The 19,705-nt window shown below is 61.4% G+C and carries 16 protein-coding genes; 14 read left to right on the forward strand and 2 right to left on the reverse strand.

Annotated features, from left to right (window positions below; translation table 11 throughout):
- Positions 1–20 precede the first annotated feature (20 nt).
- From tssC to P3C29_RS08405, 14 genes are all read left to right on the forward strand, one after another.
- Complete coding sequence (tssC, locus tag P3C29_RS08340) at positions 21–1,496, forward strand: type VI secretion system contractile sheath large subunit (RefSeq protein ID WP_275964273.1); 1,476 nt, start codon at positions 21–23, stop codon at positions 1,494–1,496.
- Positions 1,493–1,918 (forward strand): type VI secretion system baseplate subunit TssE, encoded by a 426-nt coding sequence (gene tssE / locus P3C29_RS08345; protein ID WP_275964274.1) that lies wholly within the window; start codon positions 1,493–1,495, stop codon positions 1,916–1,918. The genes tssC and tssE overlap by 4 nt, the downstream gene beginning before the upstream one ends.
- On the forward strand, positions 1,908–3,683 hold the full coding sequence (gene tssF / locus P3C29_RS08350; protein ID WP_275964275.1) for a type VI secretion system baseplate subunit TssF: 1,776 nt from the start codon (positions 1,908–1,910) through the stop codon (positions 3,681–3,683). Before tssE ends, tssF begins: the two co-directional genes overlap by 11 nt.
- Complete coding sequence (tssG, locus tag P3C29_RS08355) at positions 3,647–4,654, forward strand: type VI secretion system baseplate subunit TssG (RefSeq protein WP_275964276.1); 1,008 nt, start codon at positions 3,647–3,649, stop codon at positions 4,652–4,654. Before tssF ends, tssG begins: the two co-directional genes overlap by 37 nt.
- A 12-nt stretch (positions 4,655–4,666) precedes the next feature.
- Entirely contained in the window at positions 4,667–7,231 is a 2,565-nt protein-coding gene (gene tssH, locus P3C29_RS08360; protein WP_275964277.1) for a type VI secretion system ATPase TssH, read from the forward strand.
- Positions 7,231–8,763 carry a sigma 54-interacting transcriptional regulator gene (locus P3C29_RS08365; RefSeq protein WP_275964278.1) on the forward strand — a complete coding sequence of 511 codons (1,533 nt, stop codon included), beginning with the start codon at positions 7,231–7,233 and terminating at the stop codon, positions 8,761–8,763. Before tssH ends, P3C29_RS08365 begins: the two co-directional genes overlap by 1 nt.
- A gap of 68 nt (positions 8,764–8,831) precedes the next feature.
- Positions 8,832–8,963 (forward strand): hypothetical protein, encoded by a 132-nt coding sequence (locus P3C29_RS08370; RefSeq protein ID WP_010173304.1) that lies wholly within the window; start codon positions 8,832–8,834, stop codon positions 8,961–8,963.
- A gap of 18 nt (positions 8,964–8,981) precedes the next feature.
- The gene (gene tagH / locus P3C29_RS08375) at positions 8,982–10,163 is read left to right on the forward strand and encodes a type VI secretion system-associated FHA domain protein TagH (RefSeq protein ID WP_275964279.1); all 1,182 of its coding nucleotides are present in this window, start codon (positions 8,982–8,984) and stop codon (positions 10,161–10,163) included.
- Between the two features lie 5 nt (positions 10,164–10,168).
- Positions 10,169–10,651 carry a type VI secretion system lipoprotein TssJ gene (gene tssJ, locus P3C29_RS08380; RefSeq protein ID WP_275964280.1) on the forward strand — a complete coding sequence of 161 codons (483 nt, stop codon included), beginning with the start codon at positions 10,169–10,171 and terminating at the stop codon, positions 10,649–10,651.
- Position 10,652: 1 nt separating this feature from the next.
- On the forward strand, positions 10,653–11,981 hold the full coding sequence (gene tssK / locus P3C29_RS08385) for a type VI secretion system baseplate subunit TssK (RefSeq protein ID WP_275964281.1): 1,329 nt from the start codon (positions 10,653–10,655) through the stop codon (positions 11,979–11,981).
- Between the two features lie 4 nt (positions 11,982–11,985).
- Positions 11,986–12,846, forward strand: a complete 861-nt coding sequence (gene icmH, locus P3C29_RS08390) for a type IVB secretion system protein IcmH/DotU (protein WP_275964282.1) — start codon at positions 11,986–11,988, stop codon at positions 12,844–12,846.
- Positions 12,847–12,861: 15 nt separating this feature from the next.
- Positions 12,862–16,251 (forward strand): type VI secretion system membrane subunit TssM, encoded by a 3,390-nt coding sequence (tssM, locus tag P3C29_RS08395; RefSeq protein ID WP_275964283.1) that lies wholly within the window; start codon positions 12,862–12,864, stop codon positions 16,249–16,251.
- Positions 16,248–16,976, forward strand: a complete 729-nt coding sequence (locus tag P3C29_RS08400) for a PP2C family serine/threonine-protein phosphatase (protein ID WP_275964284.1) — start codon at positions 16,248–16,250, stop codon at positions 16,974–16,976. Before tssM ends, P3C29_RS08400 begins: the two co-directional genes overlap by 4 nt.
- The gene (locus P3C29_RS08405; RefSeq protein ID WP_275964285.1) at positions 16,973–17,851 is read left to right on the forward strand and encodes a serine/threonine-protein kinase; all 879 of its coding nucleotides are present in this window, start codon (positions 16,973–16,975) and stop codon (positions 17,849–17,851) included. Before P3C29_RS08400 ends, P3C29_RS08405 begins: the two co-directional genes overlap by 4 nt.
- Here P3C29_RS08405 and P3C29_RS08410 read toward each other — a convergent pair.
- Together P3C29_RS08410 and P3C29_RS08415 are read right to left on the reverse strand one after the other, a co-directional pair.
- Positions 17,848–18,177 (reverse strand): DUF6388 family protein, encoded by a 330-nt coding sequence (locus P3C29_RS08410; RefSeq protein WP_010173290.1) that lies wholly within the window; start codon positions 18,175–18,177, stop codon positions 17,848–17,850. The two genes, P3C29_RS08405 and P3C29_RS08410, sit on opposite strands and share 4 nt — an antisense overlap.
- A 24-nt stretch (positions 18,178–18,201) precedes the next feature.
- Positions 18,202–19,497, reverse strand: a complete 1,296-nt coding sequence (locus tag P3C29_RS08415; protein ID WP_275964365.1) for a serine hydrolase — start codon at positions 19,495–19,497, stop codon at positions 18,202–18,204.
- Positions 19,498–19,705 lie beyond the last annotated feature (208 nt).

Raw genomic sequence — 19,705 nt, forward strand, 5'->3', positions numbered from 1 at the left:
AGTAAAAGGACACTGACGCCATGACAACCCGCCAAAGCCCGCTGCACGCTCCGAAAACCGATGAATACAGCATTCTCGACAACATCATTGCCCAAACCCGCCTCAGTGCTGACGACGAGGCCTATGGCATCGCGAAACGCGGGGTATCGGCATTTATCGAGGAGCTGATCAAGCCACAGAACAGGGGCGAGCCGGTCAAAAAGCGCCTGGTTGACCGGATGATCGCCGAGATTGACGCAAGGCTCAGCCAGCAAATGGATGAAATTCTTCACCACCCGGAATTCCAGGCCCTGGAGTCATCCTGGCGTGGCCTGCAGTTGCTGGTCGACCGCACCAATTTCCGTGAAAACATCAAGATCGAATTGCTGAGCGTCTCCCGCCAGGACTTGCTGGATGACTTTGAGGACTCACCTGAGGTAACTCAGTCCGGGCTCTACAAGCATATCTACAGTGCCGAATACGGTCAGTTCGGCGGTCAGCCCGTAGGGGCAATCATCGCCAATTATTTCCTGTCGCCCAGTGCTCCCGACGTCAGGCTGATGCAGTACGTCTCCAGCGTGGCCTGCATGGCCCATGCACCGTTCATTGCGGCGGCTGGTCCGGGGTTCTTCGGCCTGGAGAGCTTCACCGGCCTGCCTGACCTCAAGGACCTGAAAGACCATTTCGAGGGGCCGCAGTTTGCCAAATGGCAGAGTTTTCGCCAGAGCGAAGATGCCCGTTACGTCGGTCTCACCGTACCGCGCTTTCTACTGCGTACGCCTTACGATCCCGTGGATTGCCCGGTCAAGACGTTCGCCTACCAGGAAAATGTGGTTAACAGCCACGAGCACTATCTGTGGGGCAACACGGCGTTTGCCTTTGCTACGCGCCTGACGGACAGCTTCGCCCGCTTTCGCTGGTGCCCGAACATTATCGGCCCGCAAAGTGGGGGCGCAGTGGAGGACTTGCCGCTGCATCACTTTCACAGCATGGGCGAGATCGAAACCAAGATTCCTACCGAGGTGCTGGTATCCGACCGACGTGAATACGAACTGGCGCAAGAGGGTTTCATTGCCCTGACCATGCGCAAGGGCAGCGACAACGCGGCGTTCTTTTCTGCAAGCTCGGTGCAGAAGCCCAAGTCCTTTGGAATCAGTGCGGAGGGCAAGGTTGCCGAACTGAATTACCGGCTGGGCACCCAGTTGCCCTACATGATGATCGTCAATCGCCTGGCTCATTACCTCAAGGTTTTGCAGCGTGAGCAATTGGGATCGTGGAAGGAACGTACCGACCTGGAGCTGGAACTCAACAAGTGGATTCGCCAATACGTAGCTGACCAGGATAACCCCAGTGCCGAAGTGCGTGGACGACGCCCACTCAGGGCGGCGCGCATTGTGGTCAGCGATGTCGACGGGGAGCCCGGCTGGTATCGCGTCAACCTGAGCGTTCGCCCGCATTTCAAGTACATGGGGGCGGACTTCACGTTGTCGCTCGTCGGCAAGCTCGATAAAGAATGAGTCGCAGCCACGTGACCCTCCAGAACCGTAGCCTTTTCGAACGCCTGGAGTCCGGCGCGAGTCGCCGTCCGCAGGGCAGCGTCGTGGAGTCCGTGGCGAGCCATTTGGCGAAAATGCTCAGCACCCGTGTGGGTAGCGTGCAGACGCTACCGGATTACGGGTTGCCTGACCTGAACGACATGCGCTTCAGCCTGCATGACGCGTTGAGCCAGGCACGCTTTCTCATTGAGCGTTTTATCCAGTCCTATGAACCACGGCTGAAGGATGTACGTGTCAGGGTATTGCCTCAGGACCGTGATCCGTTGGTGCTGGCTTTTTCCATCGAGGGCGTCATGGAAATCGATGGCGTGAAGCAAACAGTCGCCTTCTGCGCAAACCTGGCCCATGGCGCACAGGTTGAGGTCACGCCTGATGTCCTTTAACCGCTACTACCAAAGCGAGCTGGGTGCACTGCGACAGTTGGGGCGGCGCTTCTGCGAGCGCAACCCGGCACTTGCGCCGTTTCTTGGGGGCGCCGGCCAGGACCCGGATGTAGAGCGCTTGCTTGAAGGCTTTGCATTCCTCACCGGTCGCTTGCGTCAGAAGCTCGATGACCAGTTGCCGGAGCTGAGTCACTCGTTGATGCATTTGCTGTGGCCCAACTATATGCGGCCGCTGCCTTCGTTCAGCATGCTGCAATTCGACCCCCTCAAGCAGGCGGGGCCTGCCATCAACGTCGAGCGGGACACCCCGGTGGAAAGTGTTGCGATCAACGGTGAGCGTTGCCGTTTTCGTACCTGTTACCCGACGCAGGTTTTACCGCTGCAACTGGCCGCCCTGGAATACTCGGTAAAGGGCGAGGGGACGCTGCTGTGCCTTCGCCTGGAAATGACAGCCGAGGGCGACTTCAGCGAGTTGGCACTGGGCTGCCTGCGTCTGCATCTTGCGGGGGAGCAATCCGTCAGTCAGGCGCTGTACCTGGGCCTTTTGCGGCACTTGGATGGGTTCGAGTTGCAACCCTTGGGCCGTGATGGACGGCCGGTAATCGGCAGCGACGGTGAGGCTGTGTCGCTGCGTCTGTCCAGTAGCCAGATCAGTCCAGTGGGTTTTTCCGAGCATGAGGCACTGATCCCTTATCCGTTGAATACCTTTCGTGGCTATCGCCATTTGCAGGAGTACTTCGCCTTTCCCGATAAATACCTGTTTGTCGATGTGGGTGGCCTTGACGTGTTGAACAGGTTGCCCATTGACCTGCTCAAACAGGTCCATGGGCTGGTGCTGTGCTTCAACCTGCGTGGCCGCGGTCTTGAGCGACTGAAGCCGACCCTGGACAACGTGAAGCTGTACTGCACGCCCATCGTCAATCTGTTCAAGCACGATGGCGTGCCGATTCGTTTGGATGGCAAGCAGGACGAATACCTGTTGTTGCCTGGCGAATACACCCGGGGAAACTGCGGTGTATTTTCAGTCGACAAAGTCACGGGATGGCGGCCGGGGGGCCTGGGGTACCAGGAATACGTGCCCTTCGAGTCGCTTGAACACGATTTTGGCGGCGCCTCGCCCAGCTATGGCGTTCGCCAGCGGCCATCACTGCACCATACCGGCCTGGATACCTGGCTGAGTTTCGACCCGCGTCGGGGACATGATCAGGAAACCCTGTCGGTTGAACTGACCTGCACCAACCACAACCTGCCACGCCAACTGCAGGTGGGAGACATCAACCAGGCTTGCGAGCAGACACCCGAGTTTGTTTCGTTCCGCGACATCACGGCGGCAACCCCGAGTTTTGCGCCGCCCCTGGACAGCGACTTCCTGTGGCGACTGATCAGCAATATGTCGCTCAACTATTTGTCGCTGACCGATATCAGCGCCCTGAGAGTCATCCTCGAAACCTACGACCTGCCGCGCTATCACGACCGGCAGGTGGAGAAGGTCAGCCGGAGAAGGCTTGGCGCACTCCAGTCGATCAGCCATCAGCCTGTGGACCGGCTGCACCGGGGCCTGCCATTTCGCGGCTTGCGTGTTGACCTCACCATCGATCCCGAAGGCTACCTGGGGGAGGGCGACGTGTTTGTCTTTGCCTCGGTACTGAATGAGTTCTTCGCGCTATACGCCAGCCTCAACTCATACCACGAACTGCGAGTCATCAGCACACAAGGAGACGTGTACCTATGGCCACCCCGGATGGGCCAGCAGCCCCTGCTTTAAACGCATTATCCCGAGTGATTCGCGAGTACTCGGTGTTTCAGGCTGTCGCGCAGATCATCGAGCGCTTGCGCGAGGCGCACCCCTCTCTGGACGAAGAGGGGTTGTACGACCAATTGGAGTTCCAGGCCAATCCAGGCTTTGGGTTTCCCGGCAACGATATTGACCGTGTGGAGTTTTTTGTCGAGCACGGCCATTTGCGGGCGCGGGTTCGTCTCAACGTGCTGGGCCTGTTTGGAACAGGGTCGCCGCTGCCGGCGTTCTATGGCGAGCAAGCCTTTGCCGAGGTCTCGGGCGGCAATACGACGCGTGATTTCCTGGATCTTTTTCACCATCGCCTGCACCGGCTGATAGTGCCGATCTGGCGAAAATATCGTTATCAGGCGAGTTTTCGAACCGGCGCCAGCGATCCATTTTCCGAGCAGATGTTTGCGCTGGTGGGCCTCGGCGGCAGCGTGATTCGAAGCACCGCTCGACTGAACTGGAAGCGCCTGTTGCCCTACCTCGGGCTGCTGAGTCTGCGGGCGCACTCTGCCGCGCTGATCGAGACCGTGCTGCGTTATTACTTCAAGCACAGCCGGCTGGTTATAGAGCAGTGGGTCAAGCGCACGGTAGTGATTGCCCACGAGCAGCGCAATGACCTTGGCCGCAGCTATAGCTCGTTGGGTTCCGATCTGGTGCTGGGGGATTCCATCCTCGACCGCAGTGGCATGTTCAGGGTCCATGTGCTGGCACTCGACTGGGAGCGTTTTCACGAGTTTTTGCCCACCGGGACGGGTTATGAGCCGCTGTGTGCGCTGGTGCGTTTCGCCGCCCGGGACCCCTTGGAATACGACGTTCGGCTGGTGTTGGCAGAGGGTGAGGTTCGGCCATTGCACATCGGTGAACACAACGTCTGCCGCTTGGGCTGGACCAGTTGGCTGGGGCATGAGCGGGCTGACGGCATGGTCACCCTGACCAGTAAATCTCATTAGGGACGGATGAATATGATGAATGTGGATCTGCAACAACTTATCCAGGCATTGACGGCGCCCACACGGCGCGATCTGGAACGCTGCGCGGAACGTTGTGTCACTCGGGGCGGCGGCGAGGTCTTGGTGGAAGACCTGCTGTTGACCCTCCTGGAACATCCAGAAGGCCTGTTGATGCGTGCGCTGCAGGACGCGGGCGTGGATGCCGGCGAACTGCACGCCGTGCTGCAACCAAGGATCGACCAGAGCGCCTCCCGAAACCCGGTGTTTTCACCTGCGTTGGTGCAATGGTTGCAACAAGCGGTGCTGGTTGCCCGCCTGGAGTTGGGCCGAATCGAAGTGGAACACGGTGCCTTGTTGCTGGCGGTGTTGCGCAACCCGTTGCAGCACGCAGGCAGCCGATACCAGGCGGTGTTGAGCAAGCTGGATGTGCAGCGTGTGCTCGGTTTTGTCTTGAGTGAAAGCCCGCAGACACCTTCACCTGAAGGAGGGCATTCATTGCTGGAGCGTTTTACCCATGACCTGACTCGCCAGGCTCGGGACGGAAAACTCGACCCGGTACTTTGTCGCGATAACGAAATCCGGCAAATGATCGATACCCTTGCGCGGCGGCGCAAGAACAACCCGATCCTTGTAGGCGAAGCGGGTGTGGGGAAAACCGCGATAGTCGAGGGCCTGGCTATGCAGATCGTGAGTGGGCAAGTGCCAGAGGTGCTCAGGAACGTGCGTCTGCTCACGTTGGACATGGGCTTGCTGCAAGCCGGCGCCAGTATCAAGGGCGAGTTCGAACGACGCTTGAAAGGCTTGATCGACGAGGTCGGTGCTTCTTTGCAACCGATCGTCCTGTTTATCGACGAGGCCCATACCCTGGTGGGCGCAGGCGGCCAGGCAGGCGCTTCCGATGCTGCCAACCTGCTCAAGCCGGCGCTGGCCCGTGGCGAGTTGCGCACCATCGCCGCCACGACCTGGTCGGAGTACAAGAAATACTTCGAGAAAGACCCGGCGTTGGCGCGGCGTTTCCAACCGGTACTCGTGCGCGAGCCGGTGATTGAGGATGCGGTGACGATTTTGCGTGGGCTGGCCCCGGTATATGAGGCCAGTCACGGCGTTTACGTGCGCGATGATGCCGTGGTCGCCGCCGCGCAGTTGAGTGCCCGTTACCTGACGGGCCGCCAGTTGCCGGACAAGGCTGTGGACGTATTGGACACCGCTTGTGCCCGGGTGCGTATCAGCCTGGTGACGGCACCGGACGAACTGCAACGTCTGCGCGCCGAGCTGGCCGAAGGCACGCGTCAGCAGGCCGCCGTGCGCCGGGATGCCGACGCAGGATTGACCATCGATGAACCGGCGTTGCAGCAACTCACACGGCGACTGGAAGAAGTAAAGGTCGCACAGCTACAGCTTGAACAACGCTGGGCCTACCAGCGCGACCTGGCCGAGAAGGTGCTCTCGCTGCGCCAGCAACTGGCCGAATCCCGCGGCAGAGGCGAACGGATTGAGGCCCTTGAACAGAGCCTCGCTGAAAACCGGCAAGCGTTGCAGGCTGCGCAGCACGAGCAACGATTGGTCAGCTTCGAAGTGTGCCCGCGGTTGGTGGCACAGGTGATCAGTGCCTGGACCGGTATCCCGCTGGAACAGCTTGCCCGTGAACACAGTGCGAAGGTCCTGAGCGTTGCCGAGGATCTGCGTGGCCGCATTCTCGGCCAGGCGTACGCTGTGCAGGTCCTGGATCGTTGCCTGCGCGCTGTCGCGGCCGGCGTGAACAGGCCTGATGCGCCGGTAGGTGTATTCCTGCTGGTGGGCCCCAGCGGCGTGGGCAAGACAGAAACTGCACACGTTCTGGCCGACCTGTTGTATGGCGGCGAGCGTTTTGTCACCACGATCAATATGTCGGAGTACCAGGAGAAACATTCCCTGTCCCGGTTGATCGGTGCACCGCCGGGTTACGTCGGCTACGGGGAGGGCGGGGTGCTGACTGAGGCGGTGCGACAGAAGCCCTATTCCGTTGTGCTGCTCGATGAGGTCGAGAAGGCCGACCCGGATGTGTTGAACCTGTTTTATCAGGTGTTCGACAAAGGGGTGGCCAATGACGGCGAAGGGCGTGAAATCGATTTTCGCAACACCCTGATCCTGATGACTTCCAACCTGGGCAGCGAACGTATCACCGAGCTGTGCACCGACGGGCAACGACCGGATATCGAGGTGCTGCATGCCGCTATCCGGCCGGCCCTGAATGCTCATTTCAAACCGGCGTTGTTGGCTCGTATGCGTGTAGTCCCGTATTACCCGATTGCGGGCGCAGTGCTGCATCAGCTGGTTGAAAACAAGCTTCAACGCCTGGCGCACCGGCTGCTTCAACGCAAGCTGACATTCAGTCACACGGAGGCGTTGGTCACCCACATGGCCGAGCGCTGCAGCCACAGTGAGAGTGGCGCGAGGTTTGTCGATCAATGGATCGAGGCGAACCTGGTGCCACAGGTGGTGGACCGACTGCTGGAGGCCATGGCCGCTGGCAAGTCCCTGGAGTTTGCCCACGCCAGCCTCGATTCCAACGGCACTGTTGTCTGTGAGTTCAACTGATGGCGGACGACCTGTTTACCCACCTGCCAAGCCCGCTGGATTACGCCGCTGCCTTGCTGGGGTGTTTCGCCCGATTAGGTGTTGCTGGCGACGAATCGACATTGGCCGAGGATTTTGCGGCAGCCGTCGCACAGTTGAGTGCGTGCGAACTCAGCCAGTTGTACCTGCTGGATCAGGCCACCGGCCGCCTCGATCTGGCTGCCCAGTATTTTCCGGAACGGCCACCATCCGGTGATGGTGCAAACCCGGCAACGGACTTCAAGAACGAGCAACTGTTGCAGTACGTTCTGGGACAGAACCGCGTAATCAACCTCGTTGAGCTGGACAGCAGTGTGTATGACACGGGGTTTCTACCGGCAGCCACATTGCCTTGGCAATCCCTGTTGTGTGTGCCATTGCCGGGGCAGGGCAAGCAGATGTCCGGGGTGTTGTTGTGTGCCAGTCAGCGAGCGATGGAGCTGGCTGGCTACGGTGCCTCCCTCGGGCAATTGGGGTGCTTTGTCGTGAACCAGTTGGCCATGTTGCGGCGAATGCGCCGGGGCAGCGGCGCTTTGAAGGTGGTGCGCAGTACCCCTGTCGCCAGCGCCTACGGCTTGATCGGTAACAGCACGGCGATGGACGAAACGTGTCGCTTGATTGGCAAGGTGGTGCACAGCCCCTACACCGTTTTGCTGCGGGGAGAGACCGGCACCGGAAAAGAAGTGGTCGCACGGGCCATTCATGCGGCCGGGCCGCGCAGCAACAAGGCGTTTGTGGTGCAAAACTGCGCCGCATTTCCCGAGGGCTTGCTGGAAAGCGAGTTGTTCGGCTACCGCAAGGGTGCTTTCACGGGGGCTGAAAGAGATTACGCCGGTCTGTTTGACACCGCCCACGGCGGCACGCTGCTGCTCGACGAAATCGGTGACATGCCGCTGTCACTGCAGGCCAAGTTACTGCGGGTGCTGCAGGAAGGCGAGATCCGGCCGTTGGGCGCCAATACGGCCCACAAGGTCGATGTACGGATCCTCGCGGCGACCCATCGGGACCTCACTGGCATGGTGGCTGAGGGCAGCTTTCGCGAGGATCTTTATTACCGCTTGGCGCAGTTCCCTATCGAGTTACCGGCGCTGCGCCAGCGAGACGGTGACGTGCTGCAACTGGCCCGGCATTTCGCCGATAAGGCCTGCGCGATGCTGGGTCGGGCGCCGGTAGGCTGGTCGAGTGCGGCCCTGGACCAACTGTCCAGCCACAGCTTCCCCGGCAATGTTCGCGAGCTTAAATGCATGGTGGAGCGAGCAGTCCTGCTTTGTGATGACGACGTCATCCTGCCCACGCATTTATTGCTGTCGTCCGGCCTCGCTGCACCAGCGGTTGACGCGACGTTTCGCCAGCGGATGGAGCGGGTCGAGCGCGTTGTTTTGATCGACTGCCTGCGCAAGAACCGCGGCAATCGCACCCGCACTGCCCGTGAGTTGGGCCTCGCGCGGCGCACGCTGCTGTACCGCCTTGCACGCCTGGACATTCCCTTTGGCGACGCCAGGGGAGAGTGCTGAATGGTGCCCCCTTCAAATTCTGCAATGGCCCGCTTGAAAGCGGGACCCACCCCAATGGGAGATACCTCATGGCTGTTTGTCAGTGGCAAGCCCTGGTGCTTGTGTTGTTTGTGCTGGGTGGCTGTAACACCAATCACGTCTTTGACGACGGTGACTACCGCCCGCTGGGTGACCCGCAGCCCATCAGTCGTGGCCGTTGAGCGCAGGGGAGTTCAACCATGCAACTAGTGTTTGAGGTGTGTCCTGTGGGGCACGCAGGTTCAGCGCCGGCCCTGCGTAAAACCTTTGACCGTGTTGGCGGTGTCATAGGCCGGGGAGCCAGTTGTGACTGGACGCTTCCTGACCCCAGCCGCCAGGTTTCCAGCCGTCACGCGGTGGTTAGCTATCGTGACGGCCGGTACTTTCTGACGGACGTCAGCAGTAATGGAACCCGCCTGGCAGGCAGCGGTGAGCGTTTGCGGGAGGGGCTGGAACGACCGATAGACGACGGCACGGTCTTTCAATTCGGGCCGCTGAATATCCGCGCATGGCTGGTCAGTCCGGCGACGGCGTCAGGCCCGGATGGATTGCACACGCTGATACCCGATGATGCATTTCTTGACCTGGATCCGGTGCGGGCACTGGCCTGCGAACGTCAGCTGGAGGACGAGTCGCAAGAGTTGGCCGCTCTGGTCATGACACCCCATGAGGCATTGCAGTGGACAGATCATGCAGCCGCGGACAGGAATCATCTGACGGTTCCTGAGCTTGTGGAGCCGGGGCACAACGCTGCCATGAGCGTGGAGGCGCCGCAGCCAAGCCAGGGTTCAGAGCAATTTTGGTCGGCGTTTGCGCAGGCACTTGGAATCGACCTGGACACCCTTGATGGGCCGGGAAGAGAGGTGCTTGCGATCAAGGCGGCCGGGTTGCTCAGGCAAATGACTGAAGGATTGCAACAGAACCTGGGCACCCGCAACGAACTCAAGCATGAGCTGAAACTGGCGCCCACCCACACGGCGCTCCAGAGCCCCAATCCTTTCAAAGACAGCTCTGACGCCAGTGAGGCCTTGGGGTTGCTGCTGGGCACCGGGCAGTTGGGACAGGTGCCGGCCGAGAGGGTGGTCATGCGCGCCTACCGCGACATGCAGGCTCACCAGGTGGCTTTACTGGTGGCCTGCCGCGCAGCCGTGCGCGGGGCTCTGGTGGCCTTTGCACCGGGTCATCTGCTCCTGTGCTTCGAGCGTCAGGCGAAGCCTGCGCTGATTCCCCGGAGTAGCACCCACTGGCGGGCGTATCAACGCCATTACCAGGCGCTGATCGAAGATGAACATCTGAGTGAGCGCCTGCTGGGCAGTGACTTCAGCAAGGCCTACGAGGAGCAGATTCGTCTGATCTCAACCCTTCACCGTTATCCAGGATGATCGTCATGTCCCGAGTCACCGCTGCATTGTTGTGCGCCGTAATCGGCTTGCTGGGGGGGTGTTCGCTGTCGCCCTTTTCGACGTTGACCAAGCTGGACCTGACACTGACGGCCAGCGAGCGGGTCAACCCGGATATCCATGGCCGGCCATCGCCGATTGTGGTGCGGCTGATGGAGCTTCGACACCCAGTGGCTTTCGAGCATGCGGACTTTTTCAGCCTTTACGGCCATGGAGCGCAGGCGCTGCCCAAAGACCTGGTGAACCTCGAAGAACTCGAGTTGCGCCCCGGCGAGCACACCACCCTCAAACTCAGTCTGGAGCCGGGCAGTCGCTATGTCGGCGTGCTGGCGGCTTACCGTGATTTGCCCCACGCGCAATGGCGCTATGTGTTGCCGGTGACGGTGCAGCAATTGACGCGCGCCGAACTGGTACTTGATCAAACCGGTATTCGGTCAGCGAGCCCACACTCGGCCAGGGCGGGGGACTGACATGCACAGTCAAAAAGTCATCTGGCAGGAAGGCATGTTGCTGCGCCCTCAGCATTTTCAGCAAAACGATCGGTATCACGATCAGCAACTCAAGCGTCGCACCCAGTTGTTGTGCCGCCATGCCTGGGGTTTCCTGGCCCTGGACATCGATGTGCAGTACCTCAATATGGGCAAGATCGTTGTCAGCCAGGCCAGCGGGGTATTACCGGATGGCAGCCTGTTCGAGCTGGGCGGGGCCATGGAGTCACTGGTGCTGGAGGTGCCAGCAAATACCGGAAAACAGGCGGTGTACCTGGCGTTGCCGCTGACCACGAGTAACTGTGTGGAAGCCCGTCTACCCGAACAGCTTGAGGTAGTGGCGCGCTACAAGACCCTTGCGATAGACGTCAGTGACTCCAACGCCGGGGAAGACTCTCGCCGTCAGGTCAATTGCGGGCAGCTGGATTTTCGCCTGCTGCTGGGGGAGCAGCACAGCGACCAACATTACGTGAAACTCAAGGTTGCGCAGGTGCTCGGTTGCACCGAGGAGGGTATCCGCCTGGATGCCGATTTTATTCCGACCTTCATTCACCTGCAGGGCTCCGGGTACCTGTTGTCTTGCCTCAAGGAGGTGATCAGCCTGCTCGCTTACCGGGGAGACGCCATCGCCGGGCGGATTCGCGCCAACGGCACTGCCGCCGGCGCGGAGGTCGGTGACTTCCTGATGTTGCAATTGATTAATCGCACCGAACTGGTCTTGCGTCACTACCTGGGCCTGAGCCAGGTCAGCCCTGAAACGTTGTATCGAACACTGCTGTCGGTCCTGGGTGAGCTGGCGACGTTTGCCAGCGACAGCAAGCGTGCGCATTTTGAGGGGCATTACCGGCACAGCGATCAGGGCGCCAGTTTTCGTGGGTTGATGGAGCCGATTCGCAGCCTGTTGTCGAGGGTGCTTGAACAGCATGCCGTTGAGCTTGGGCTGCAACCTCGCCAGTACGGGGTATTGGTGTGCCCGGTAAGCGACCTCAACCTGTTGGGCTCGGCGACTTTCATTCTGACCGCCAGTGCACATTGTGACTCCGAGGAACTGCGCCACCGGCTTCCGGCGCACCTCAAGGTTGGCCCTGTGGAGCGGATTCGCGAGCTGGTCAACCTGCATTTGGCGGGCATCAAGGTCAAACCGCTGCCGGTGGCTCCCCGGCAGATCCCGTTCCATGCCGAAAAAACCTATTTCTTGCTTGAACTCGATGCCCGCGACATCGAGCAGTTGAAGCATTCGGGAGGGTTTGCCTTCCACGTCAGCGGCGAATTTGCCGAACTGGAACTGAAATTCTGGGCCATCAGGAACTGAGACCATGGACAGGGAACACCCGCAGGATGAAAAAACCGTCCTGCTCGATCGACAGGGGCGCGGGCCGGTGCAAGGGCCGATAACCGACTTCGCTTCGCCGCCCCATTTCGAACACCTGGAAGACCGGATGATTTACGCCGCCCGATTGCAGGGCGCGGAGCACTTCAACGTTGGCCTGAATGGTTTGGTAGCGCCTGCCTGGGAGTTGTTGTCCGAGGTGGTGAAGCTCAAGCGCAGCAATGCCGAGGAAAGCCTGCGGGCACTCAACGAACGGTTGTCATCCGCGGTCACGCTTTTCGAGACCAGGGCTCGACATGACGGAGCGCAGGGCAGCGAGGTCATGGCGGCGCGGTATGTGCTGTGCAGTGTGATCGACGAGGCCGTGGTCACTACTTCATGGGGCAGCCAGAGCGATTGGTCGAAGATGAGCCTGCTGAGCAGCTTTCACAACGAAACCTTTGGCGGCGAGAAGTTTTTCCAACTGCTTGAGCGGATGTCGAGAGACCCCGTCAAGCACCTGGCGATGCTGGAGCTGATGTACCTGTGCCTGTCACTCGGATTTGAGGGCAAGTACCGGGTGATGGAGCGCGGGTTGTTGCAGCTTGAACAGGTTCGGGACGCGCTCTATCGGCAGATCCGGCATGTACGGGGCGACTCGCCTCCTGCATGCGTACCGCCGCCCAGGACGGGGCAGCCACGTCAGAGGCGGCTGAGGGTGGTGCCTGCCACCTGGGTCGCTGTGGGTGTCGTGGCCTGCCTGTTGACCCTGTATTCGGGGTTTGCCTGGGTGCTGGGCCAGCAGCGCGAGACGGCGCTGCAACCGTATCAACTATTGGCGCCGGATATTACCCGGACGCCCCTCTAACGCAGGGAGCAACTCATGAACGCATTCTTCCGGAACGCGGGCACCGTGCTGGGCAGGATTTGGGTCTGGAGCCTGTTGCTGGTGCTCGCGGTCGCGATGATCGTGTGGTTCTTCGGGCCATTGCTGGCGGTCGATGATTATCGATTCTGGCAAACGGCAGCGGCGCGCCTGCTGACGATCAGCGCGCTGTTTTTGTTGTGGGGCCTGGGGATGGTGTATGCCAATTGGCGCAGCACGGCCCGGCAAGGAACCGTCGACAATGTTGAACTGCGCTCGCGTAAAGGGCTGGTCGAAAGCGAGCAGCGGCATCTGCGCGGTCTTTTCAAGGACGCGCTGTACACCCTGAAAAACTCGAGCATTTACGGCGAGCGCAGCCCGCGTTGGCGCAATGCGTTGCCGTGGTACCTGCTGATCGGCAAGGAAGGCAGCGGCAAATCCCGAATGTTGGCCGCCAGTGGATTGCAATTGCTCCCGGATCGGGGCGGGTCGATGGCGACGACAGACGTCGGTGGCACCGGTTACGGTGAGTGGCATTTCACCGAAGACGGCGTGTTGCTCGACACTGCTGGCCGCTACCTCACCCAGCCCGACGGCAGTGTGGATGGCGCAGGCTGGTCGACGCTGCTGGGCCTGCTCAAGGCGCGTCGCCGAACGCGCCCGCTGAATGGCGTGGTGGTGGCGCTGTCCATGGACACACTGCTCCATGGCAGCGAGCGTGATCTGGAGAAGGAGGCGCGGGCGGTCCAAAGTCGGCTGCAGGAAATCCGGCACACGTTGCATGTGGATTTGCCGATCTATCTGGTGGTGACCCAGGCCGACCGTCTGCCGGGGTTTGCGGAGTTCTTCGAGCATCCACTGGGGGAGGGCAGTGACGCGGTGCTCGGCGAATATATCGTCCCGGGCAAAGCCGGTATTGAAAACGGCCAGGTCCGCCAGGCGTTCGAAGCGCTGCTGCAGCGTTTGAGCGGTGAACTTGTACAGCGTCTGCACCAGGAGCGTAACAGCGACCTGCGTGGCCGGATGCTCGATTTCCCTCATCAGGCGGCCCGGATTGGTGAGCGTCTCAGCCTGTATATCGAAGTGGCGTTTTGCGGTCCGCGTTATCAGCGCACCAACGGATTTCGTGGCTTCTACTTCACCAGTGCGGGCGGTAGCCCACAGGCGCTGGAACCTCGGCCGCGTTTTATCCAGGGCCTGTTCAGCCGGGTGATTCTGGCTGAAGCGGATCTGGCGGGCCTCGACAGCCTGGAGCGGCGTCGGATTCGCTGGCGCCAGGGGCTGATGGCGCTGAGTGCGTTAGTGGTTGTCGGGACGGCGGGACTGCTTTGGAGCCACAGTTACTCCTCCAATCATCAACGTCTGGAACAACTGCAAAGTCTGGTGCACCCACCCACGACCGCGCAGCCCGGCCTGGACGCTACCCTGGCACTCTTGCCTCTGCTGGACAGCCGCCTGGCGGCCACACAGGTTTTCCCTGCCCAGGGTGAGGCCAGGCTGGCTGAGCGGATGGGCTTGTATCAGGGCAATGTCACCCGCCCCGTACTGGAACAGGCCTATGAGCAGGCGCTGGGTCAGTTACTGCTGTCCCAGGTCAGCGAGATGCTGCAAGAGCAGGTTCGGGGCAGCCTGGAAGATCGTGAGCGGTTGGTGGACAACCTTCGTGCGTACCTGATGCTCAACCTGCGAGAGCGCCGGGACGTCGGCTGGCTGCGTGAACGGGTGGCGGGGCATTGGTCGGTACGGTTTGCCGGCGAGCCCTCTGTGCAAAGTCGTTTGAATGGGCACTTCGCGCGCTTGCTGGAACAGCCCTTCGTGCAGCCGCTCGATGACGAACTGGTGGCCCACGCGCGGCACGTGTTGCGAGGCGAGTCACTGGTCGATGTGGTGTACCGCGTGCTGCGGGAACAAGCCCGCGACCTTGAACCTGTGCGCCTTGCCCACGGGCGGGTATTTGACGGCGGCGACCGTCCCATTCCGGGGTTTTATACCCGCAAGTACTTGCGGCATTTCGAAGAGCAGGGCGGGCGACTGGTGAACGCCATTGTTCAGGACAACTGGGTACTGGGAGAGGGCGCCGACCTGAGCGCCATGGACCTGCAACGGTTGATGGTGGAACTCGAACAGCGCTACTTCAGCGAGTATGCGGATGCCTGGGGCGAGGCACTTGGGCAGATTAGCCTGCGTGAAACTGACAGTTCCAGGCAAGGTACCGAGCAGCTCGCCAGTTTGACGTCGGCCCAGTCACCGTTGTTGCAGTTGTTGCAACAGGTGCGTGACAACACGCGCTTACCGTCGGCCAGTGAGCGCCTGGACGAGCTGGCTGCCAAACTGCCGGGCGCTGTGGCAGAGCGGGTACAGACCGCTGCCGGGCTGGCCAATACGTTGCCCGATACCGCCCGGCGTGCCATGCAACGTCGCTTCGAGCCCTTGCACCAATTGCTGGACAGTCAGCAAAACCCGGGCACCGAGTTGACCGGGATGCTGCAGGCACTCAACGACTTGCACCTGCAGTTGGCGGCCTTGAATCGCGAAGGGGCGCCGGAGCCGGTGGCCTTCGAGATGGTCAAGCGGCGGATCCAGGGGCAGCAGGACGCCCTGGGTAACCTGCGTAACGTTGCCGCACGTTTGCCATTGCCGTTGGCGGGCTGGTTCGAAAGCCTGGCCGACGAACATTGGCGCCGGTTGCTCGACCAGGCCTATCGCCATGTGAACCAGCGTTATCAGAGCGAGGTGTATGGGTTTTACGCCAAGGCGATCAAGCAGCGTTTTCCGTTCGATGCCCATGCCAGCAGCGACGTTTCCCTCAACGATTTTCAGGAGTTCTTCAAGCCGGAAGGGGTGATGGCGCGTTTTTTTGACAGCTACCTGAGGCCGTTTGTCAGCGGTGAGGCAGGGCGCTACAGGCTGCGTAGCCTGGATGGGCGCAGCTTGCCGATATCACGGGCATTGCTCGACCAGCAAGCGAAGGTGCAGGTGATCAGGCGCGGTTTTTTTGGGGATGAGCCGGGTGACTTGCAGGTTCGTTTCACGCTGGCGCCCTACAGCCTGGACTCGTCGGTGAGTCGCGCGGTGTTGCGTTTCGGTGATCAGCAGATGGAGTACCGGCACGGGCCGATTGTACCCATGGCAATGCAATGGCCAACCGAGGTTGAAAATGGCCGCAGCAGCCTGGTGCTGGAGCGGGCCAGTGAGCGGGCGTTGGGCCTCGAAAAAAATACCGGGGCCTGGTCCCTGTTCCGTCTGTTCGACCTGATGCAGAGCGAACCCTCCAGCGGGCAGGATGTGCTGGTCCTCAAGGCGGACCTTGCGGGCTTGCGCGCCAACTACCTGCTGACCAGCCGGCGTACGCCCAATCCGTTTCAGATGGCGCAGTGGCGTACCTTCCGCCTGCCGGAGCAGTTGTGAGCCGGCCTCTCGACCGCTGGCACAGCGCAGGCCGAACGGACCGTGGAAAGGTCCGGCTGCGCAATGAGGATGCCTTTCTCGATTGCCCCCGGAACGGGTGCTGGGCCGTCGCGGACGGGATGGGCGGGCATCAGGCGGGGGATATTGCCAGCCAGATGGTGGTCGATAGCCTGGCGTCGTTGCCAGGCCAGGGCAGCCTGGACGAACGCGTCGAGGCAACCCGCCGTTGCCTGCAATGGCTCAACCGGCGGCTGGGCGAGGAGTTAACGTTGGCCGGCCAGGGCGCCGACTGCATCATGGGCAGCACGGTAGTGGCGTTGCTGCTTCAGGGCGACCGCGCCGCGTGTGTCTGGGCGGGTGACAGCCGTTGCTACTTGTGGCGCGGGCAGACGTTGTACCAGCTGTCGCGGGATCATTCGCTGTGCGAGCAGTTGGTTGATCAGCGAGTGAGCCTGGAACAGGCCAGGGCTCATCCTGATGCGCGGGCCTTGACCCGGGCCATCGGCTCGCGGGCTCCTCTGAATCCGCAGGTATTGGAACTCGGGACCATGGCGGGGGATGTTTTTCTGCTGTGCAGTGATGGCCTTTACCAGGCGCTTAGCCATTATGAGTTGGGCCAGGCATTGAGCCTGGGCAGCCCGCAGCAGGCGCTGGACCAACTGTTCGCCGGTGTATTGCGGGGGGCCGCCGCTGACAACCTGACCGCTGTGGTGGTGCAGTCGTGAGCGATGTGACCCACTTTGCCTTTTCCGGGGCACAGGCAACCCCGCCGCGTGACGGCACACCCGAATTGCTGGCCGGGCGCTACCTTATCGAACGTGTGCTGGGGGCTGGCGGCATGGGGGTGGTCTATCGCGCACGAGACCTGCTGCACGAAGAGTTTGGCGAGCCGCGCTCCAGTGTGGCGATCAAGGTGCTGGGTGAAGCCATCCGCGAGTCTGCAGATGCCCATGTGCTGCTTTACAGCGAGTTCGCCCTGACCCGTAGCCTGCGGCATGAGCAAGTGGTGCGTGTGTTTTCGTTTGAAGTGGACGCTCCCTGCCAGATCGCCTTCTTCACCATGGAGTTGCTCCAGGGCATGACCCTGGATCGGTTGCTGCTGGAGTGTCCTGGTGGCTTGCCCTGGCGAGAGCTGCAAAGCATCGCCGTGCAGTTACTGGATGCGCTGCGCCATAGCCATCAGCACGGCGTACTGCACGGGGATGTGAAGCCCGGCAATATCATGGTGGGCGATGGTGGCTTGCGTTTGTTTGATTTCGGCCTGGGCCAGGCTTGCGGGCAGGCTTCAACGGGGGCGCCCGGCTTGAGTCGCAGTCGTTTCAACGCCTGGACGCCCGCATACGCCGCGCCGGAGTTGCTGGCCGGCGGAGCGTTGTCGGCCAGTGCCGACCTGTATGCCGCGGCGTGTGTGCTGTATGAGTTGGCACACGGCCGACGCCAGCCCGCTGAACGTCCGCCCCGGCCCCGGCAATTACCCCGCCGTTGCTGGCCGGCATTACGCACGGCGTTGGCGGTCGACCCCGAACGCCGGACCATCACCCTTGATGAGTTACACGAGGTGCTTGGCGATACCCGCGAGGGACTGGGCCGCTGGTTCTAGCCGGGCAGGTCATGCAGTTGGCAATATTCCGTCCAACTCAGGCCTGCCATTTGCGCCACTTCCTTGTGCACCTCAAGGCGCTGGGCCTCGAACTCCGCAGGGGAGTGCGCCGTCAGTTTCAGCGTCAGCTCCCACGCAAACAAGCCTTGCTGCTCGGCTTCAGCCTCAAACGCTTCATGCAGGCGCTCGGCGCGGTACTGCTCGATGGTTTCCCCCTTGGCCTGGGCCGCCAGGGGGTTCAACGTATTCAGTTCTGCGGCCAGGGCCGGGTGCTCGTTCAGGAATCGGTCCAGGGCTAGCTGGTGGTTTTCGCCGGGTTGGGACAAAGGTTTACTCCAGGATAAGAGAGGTCAGTCTGGTTGGGTCATCAAAAAAGCCGCCATGGCCGCATAGGCCGGCAAGGTTACCCCGTCATTGGCCGCATTGCCCGCCACAGGATGTGATGCGTAGCGAACAATCACCATTTCAGCCTTGGGGTCAATGTAGATGCTCTGGCCATGTACCCCACGGGCCATGAAGGCGCCGTCCGGATTGTGGGTCACCCACCACATGTTGCGATAGCTCCAGCCCTTCAATTGAGCATAGCCGGCTTGGGCGAACGCCTGCTTGTCGCCGCCCTGGCGAATATCCTTCACCACGCTTTCGGGCACGATTTGCTGGCCATTGAAGCGCCCGCCATTGCGCAGCATCTCGGCAAACCGGGCGAGGTCCCGCAGCCCGGTGTTCAGGCCGCCACCGGCAAACGGTGTGCCGATGGAGTCGACGGTGAAGTAGGCGTCCTGTTCGGCGCCGAGCCGGCTCCAGATCCGCTCGCTGAGCAACTGCGCCACGTTGCGCCCGGTCGCGCGGGCGATCACCCAGCCCAGCACGTCGGTATTGACGGTCTTGTAGCCGAAGGCGCGGCCATGTTCGCCACGCTGTTTCACGGTTTGCAGGAACTCGTAGTAGCTGCGCGGCCCAGTGTAATCCTTGGGTTTGGGCAGCGGGTTGCCGGCCTGGGCGTGGGCCCAGACTTCGGCGTTGGGGTCGGCGTAATCTTCGCTGTAGTCCAGGGCAGTGGTCATGTCCAACACCTGGCGCAGGGTGGCGCTGCCAAACGCGGAATGTCCCAGTTCGGGCACGTAGTCGACGATGTTTTTCTGTGGATCAAGGGTGCCATCGGCCACCAGCATCGCGCCCAGGGTACCGATCACCGATTTGGTGACTGACATGGCCGCGTGTTGGCCGTCGTCCTTGAGCACTCCGAAGTAGCGCTCATACACCACCGTGCCGCGATGCATCACCACGATGCCATCGGTGTAGGTGGCGTCCAGGGTCTGGCGCCACGTCAGCGGCTTGGCGGCACCGGCGGGCTGTACGGGAAGTGCGTCGAGCCCGGGGTCGAATTTGCGCGGCAACACCAGCGGCGCCCCCAGCCCTCGGGAGACATTCACCGTGGGCATCAATTGGCGAAAGTGGGCGACACTCCAGCGCATGGCCGGGAAGCGGAAATAGCTGCCGTCTTCAAAGCGCAGGGTGCGGTCTGCCGGCGGTGGTGAGCCGACCATCCATTGCAGCCGGGCCGGGTCGCTGGCCTGGGCATCCGGGAAGGTCGGGGTGGCGGCGCCGGCCAACGGGCTGATCAGGCCGAGCAGCGCGCAGGCCATGAGGGGAGAGAATAGCAGCATCAGTCGAGTCCGTTCGAAGAGAGCGTCGTTTTTGACGACAACCAATACGCCGAAGGATGGGCCAACCCGAGCCAATCGACAAGCAGCAGGCCCATACGGCGATTCTGAATAATTGCCCCTGGGGTGGCAAAAACCTTTCGCTCGCGGTGTCAGGGCGTGTAGCGTTACCCCGTGATAAGGCGACAGC

The sequence above is a fragment of the Pseudomonas sp. 1912-s genome (assembly GCF_029269205.1).
Lineage (GTDB): Bacteria > Pseudomonadota > Gammaproteobacteria > Pseudomonadales > Pseudomonadaceae > Aquipseudomonas.